The 4132-nt window shown below is 43.9% G+C and carries 4 protein-coding genes; 1 reads left to right on the plus strand and 3 read right to left on the minus strand.

Going from position 1 to position 4132, the window contains the following annotated elements; all coding sequences use genetic code 11:
- Window positions 1-349 precede the first annotated feature (349 nt).
- Window positions 350-778: an HIT domain-containing protein gene (locus AB4138_RS04995; RefSeq protein WP_017061937.1), complete on the plus strand. Its 429-nt coding sequence runs from the start codon at window positions 350-352 to the stop codon at window positions 776-778.
- A 132-nt stretch (window positions 779-910) separates the two neighbouring features.
- On the opposite strand, the gene AB4138_RS05000 is transcribed toward AB4138_RS04995, so the two are convergent.
- From AB4138_RS05000 to AB4138_RS05010, 3 genes are read right to left on the minus strand one after another with little or no spacing between them, the layout of a single operon-like run.
- Complete coding sequence (locus AB4138_RS05000; protein ID WP_048660845.1) at window positions 911-1141, minus strand: FeoC-like transcriptional regulator; 231 nt, start codon at window positions 1139-1141, stop codon at window positions 911-913.
- Window positions 1138-3411 carry a Fe(2+) transporter permease subunit FeoB gene (gene feoB, locus AB4138_RS05005; protein ID WP_372305182.1) on the minus strand — a complete coding sequence of 758 codons (2274 nt, stop codon included), beginning with the start codon at window positions 3409-3411 and terminating at the stop codon, window positions 1138-1140. Before feoB ends, AB4138_RS05000 begins: the two co-directional genes overlap by 4 nt.
- Window positions 3412-3633 carry a FeoA family protein gene (locus tag AB4138_RS05010; RefSeq protein WP_004734203.1) on the minus strand — a complete coding sequence of 74 codons (222 nt, stop codon included), beginning with the start codon at window positions 3631-3633 and terminating at the stop codon, window positions 3412-3414.
- Window positions 3634-4132 lie beyond the last annotated feature (499 nt).

Raw genomic sequence — 4132 nt, forward strand, 5'->3', positions numbered from 1 at the left:
CGAGATTCGAGATTCGAGAAAATTAGAAAGGTTGACGTGAAAGCGTCAACCTTTTTTTGTCTGGAGGTTTGTTTACTCGATTATTTAAGCGATTAGCTAACCTACACAGCAAGAGATATCCTATTACGCTCATTCGTCGCTCTAGGAGATGACGAGAATAGGTGTAGTGAATCCAAGACAACATCAATGATGCGCCATCAAACCACACCAAATCGTTATCCCTCTTCTCGCCATCATTCCCTACAGTGAGGGACGAACGTGATAGGGAATCTGCTTATTGAGAACGTAAGCCCTAGCCACATTCAAACTCCGACCTTATACTCATGTAAAACAATTAATTGGAAAGATCATGAGCTTCGAACTTCACCCGCAACTTGCGAAAGACACCACACTTATCGGCGAATTTCCACTGAGCTTAGCCCTGCTACACAAAGATAACGCAGTGCCTTGGGTTATCTTGGTACCAAAACGTGCCAACCTAAAAGAGTTGCACCACTTACCAATGAAAGAGCAACAGCAGTTCCTACATGAATCTCAGGCGGTAAGCCAAGCATTAGAAGCAACGTTCCAACCAGACAAATTGAACCTTGGTGCGCTGGGTAATATGGTGCCACAACTGCACATCCACCATATTGCACGCTTCAAAGACGACATTGCTTGGCCCGGCCCAGTATGGGGTAATACAAAAGGCGAACAGCGCAGTGAAGAAGATCAAGCCGCTATCCTGACTCGTATCCAAAACGTTCTGTCACTGAGCTCTATCTTCAAGAAAGCATAATTCGAGTTCATCTCATTGAGCTTTAAAGCAAAACACTTCAGAAAAGACACATAACAAAAAGCCGCTCATCTTAGATAAGCGGCTTTGTCATTTTCTAATCTCGCCTTTTTCAACGAGAGTCTGAAGACAGAACTACATCATCACGTTAAGCGACAAACCATCTTGTTTGCTGATGGTGTAGCGAACACGTGTTGTATGACCATGCTTGTTGGTGTCGACCAAGCGAGATACTTTCCCTTTCTTAACCCACACACTCAGCATCGCATCGACGCCATCTTCACTCATGCCAAACTTTGCAGCGAGTTCTTTACGAGCCGCAACACCTTGGCTATCAATGTATTGATGAAGTTCAGTTAAAATCATACGACTTGCACCTCTAGCGCTTTCTGCTTACTGCCGACTTTCTTGAACACGCGATACGTCACCACAAAACCACCAGCAATTGCCACCATCCACACTGCACTTGTCACCGGATGTGCAGCAAAGTTTGCTGCTTGGTAGTAGAAGGTCGCACCAAAGTAACCAAGCGCCATTGTCCAAACCGCAATAAAGCGTGCAAACATTTGACCAAATTCACGAACGTAAGCACCCATCGCTGCCACACAAGGCGTGTAAAGCAAGATAAGGATTAAGTAAGCAAATGCAGCATGACCAGAAACAAATTTGTCTTTTAGGTTACCGAAGATTGATGAGTCTACCTCTTGCTCTTCAGCAACTGCGCCTGAATCGCTTAAATCGCCAACCTCAATACCTAGCGGATCTGAGTAACTCAAGCCTGATAGGTTTTCAGGGATCGTCATTACCGCTTCTTGCAAGCTTGCTGCCAAATCGAATTCAGCTGCTTCTTCGTCTGATGGTGTTGTGTAAAGGCTATTCAACGTGCCGACTACCGCTTCTTTCGCGAAGATACCAGTGATGATACCAACCGTTGCAGGCCAGTTCTCTTCAGTAATACCAATTGGTTGGAATACAGGTGTTACAACTTGAGCTGCTCTAGACAGTACTGAGTTTTCGCTATCTTCGTTACCAAAGCTGCCGTCCATACCTAGAGAGTTTAGGAAGCTAAGAATAGCCACAACCATCACGATTGTTTTACCTGCACCAAGTACGAAACGCTTCAGCTTCTGCCAAGTTTTCAACATTACGTTTTGCACTGTCGGCAATTCGTAATCTGGCATTTCCATCACTAAGCTATCACTGCTACCTGGGTAGATCGTGTTTTTCAGGAACAAACCCGTAAATACAGAAGCAACGATACCCATGATGTACAGAGCGAATACTACGTTTTGTCCTGCACCTGGGAAGAATGCCGCCGCGAACAATGCGTATACCGGTAAACGAGCACCACATGACATAAACGGCGCCATTGATGCTGCTAGTTTACGTTCGCGCTCTTGGTCAAGAGTACGAGTTGCCATGATTGAAGGCACGTTACAACCAAAGCCCAGTACAAGTGGGACAAATGCTTTACCCGGTAAACCAATCTTCTGCATCACTTTATCAAGTACAAATGCAGCACGAGCCATGTAGCCTGAGCTTTCTAGTACCGCTAAGAATAGGTAAAGCGCTGCGATAACAGGAATAAAGGTCGCAACCGTTTGGATACCGCCGCCAATACCATCAGCAAGTACAGTGACTAACCAAACTGGTAAATGGCCATCTAATAAGTGGTGTCCACCATCAACTAATATTGCTCCAACACCAATATCGAAGAAGTCGATAAACGCACTACCGATATTGATAGAGAACATGAACATTAGGTACATGATAACGAAGAAGAAAGGAATACCGACCCATTTGTTCAAAATGAATTGGTCTGCTTTCTCTGTAAAGTTACGGCTTAGTTTGCCTTCGCTGCGACGAACACGTTTACAAAGGTCATGTAAGAAAGTGTATTTAGCGTCAGCAACAGCAAGGTCAATATCGAAATCGGCACCAAGACGCACGCTATCAATTTGAGTGCGAGTTTGTGGGGCTAAACCATTCAATACCAAGTAATCATTTTCTAAAGCACGAATCGCTAGCGCTCGGTGAGATACGTCAGCATCATCAAATTGTGACTCAACAGAAGGGATAAGAGCTTCTAACGCGGCATCGTAATCAATAGAGATAGGGTCAAGGCTCACACCTTGAACAAGCAGTTTATGCAGACGCTCTTTAAAGCGAACCACTTGACCTTTATCGTTTGCAGACAAGCTTAGAACTGGGCAACCTAGCTCTTTCTCTAGTGCTTTAAGGTTAATCACCTGACGTTCGCGCTTTAATACATCCATTTTGTTCAACACAACGATCATTGGGCGACCCAACTCACGCAGCTGTAATGTCATATATAAGCTTCGTTCTAGACAGTTAGCGTCGACAACATTGATGATCACATCTGCTGGGTGAGTTAAAACAGCGCGAGACGCGATAGACTCATCGATGCTGTTCGCATCATTACCACTGTCTAGTGCGTAGATACCCGGTAAATCCGTTAGTTGAAAATGATCACCAGCGTGCGAGTATAAACCCGTCTTCTTTTCAACAGTGACACCAACCCAGTTACCAACGTGCTGCTTAGCACCAGTCAGTGCGTTGAACAGTGTTGTTTTACCACTATTCGGGTTACCAACGGTAAGAACTTGATAATCCATTTAGATAACCTCGATTTGTTCTGCAATGCTTTCACGAATGGCGATAGAAACACCTCTCACTTCAACTTGAAGCGGATCACCCATAGGTGCACGGCGGATAAGCGTCACCTCGGTTTTTGGCAACATACCCATGACCATAAGTTTCTTCCTTACGTCTGGTGTTAAACCTGTTAGTGCAACAATAGAAGCCGCCTTTCCTTGCTCTAGTTGTGAGAGTTTCATAAGTACCCAATTCGTGACTGATAATGAGAAAGATTGTTATTAACGCCATGATACACATACATGCCCACAATTCTATTGTGTGAAATCAATGTTTTCGAAAATACATACTCGTAAGTTTCGTTAAAAACGTTTACGTCAAAAACGTTACTTTCAACAACTAGCGAGAACTACCTCACTAGTACACCCCCCCCCAAACAAAAATAAATCATTAATTATCAATCACTTGAGACAATGTCGGTTTTCTCATAGGTATCTGTCGTTAATTTTATAAGTAAAATAAGTAGCTGGACGTATAGTTACTCCATCGAAGAGAAACTACTTCTCTTTAATTTTATTCCAGAGGTGATATGGCTTTGCTATATCACTCCGGCAGCAAGCGAAGGTGTCGTTGGCACCCGTGGTATAGTCCCCCCGGCTATGCCACGATATTTTTTTTCTTCCCTTTGTTTTATCCCAACAACCTTTTTAAACTCCCCATTTATCTCGTATCTCGTATCTC

This window comes from Vibrio sp. 10N.286.52.C3 (assembly GCF_041468865.1).
Lineage (GTDB): Bacteria > Pseudomonadota > Gammaproteobacteria > Enterobacterales > Vibrionaceae > Vibrio > Vibrio crassostreae_C.

Coding starts and splice junctions, on each gene's coding strand:
- AB4138_RS04995 (WP_017061937.1), top strand. CDS start 350: ATGAGCTTCGAACTTCACCCGCAACTTGCGAAAGACACCACACTTATC.
- AB4138_RS05000 (WP_048660845.1), bottom strand. CDS start 1,141: ATGATTTTAACTGAACTTCATCAATACATTGATAGCCAAGGTGTTGCG.
- feoB (WP_372305182.1), bottom strand. CDS start 3,411: ATGGATTATCAAGTTCTTACCGTTGGTAACCCGAATAGTGGTAAAACA.
- AB4138_RS05010 (WP_004734203.1), bottom strand. CDS start 3,633: ATGAAACTCTCACAACTAGAGCAAGGAAAGGCGGCTTCTATTGTTGCA.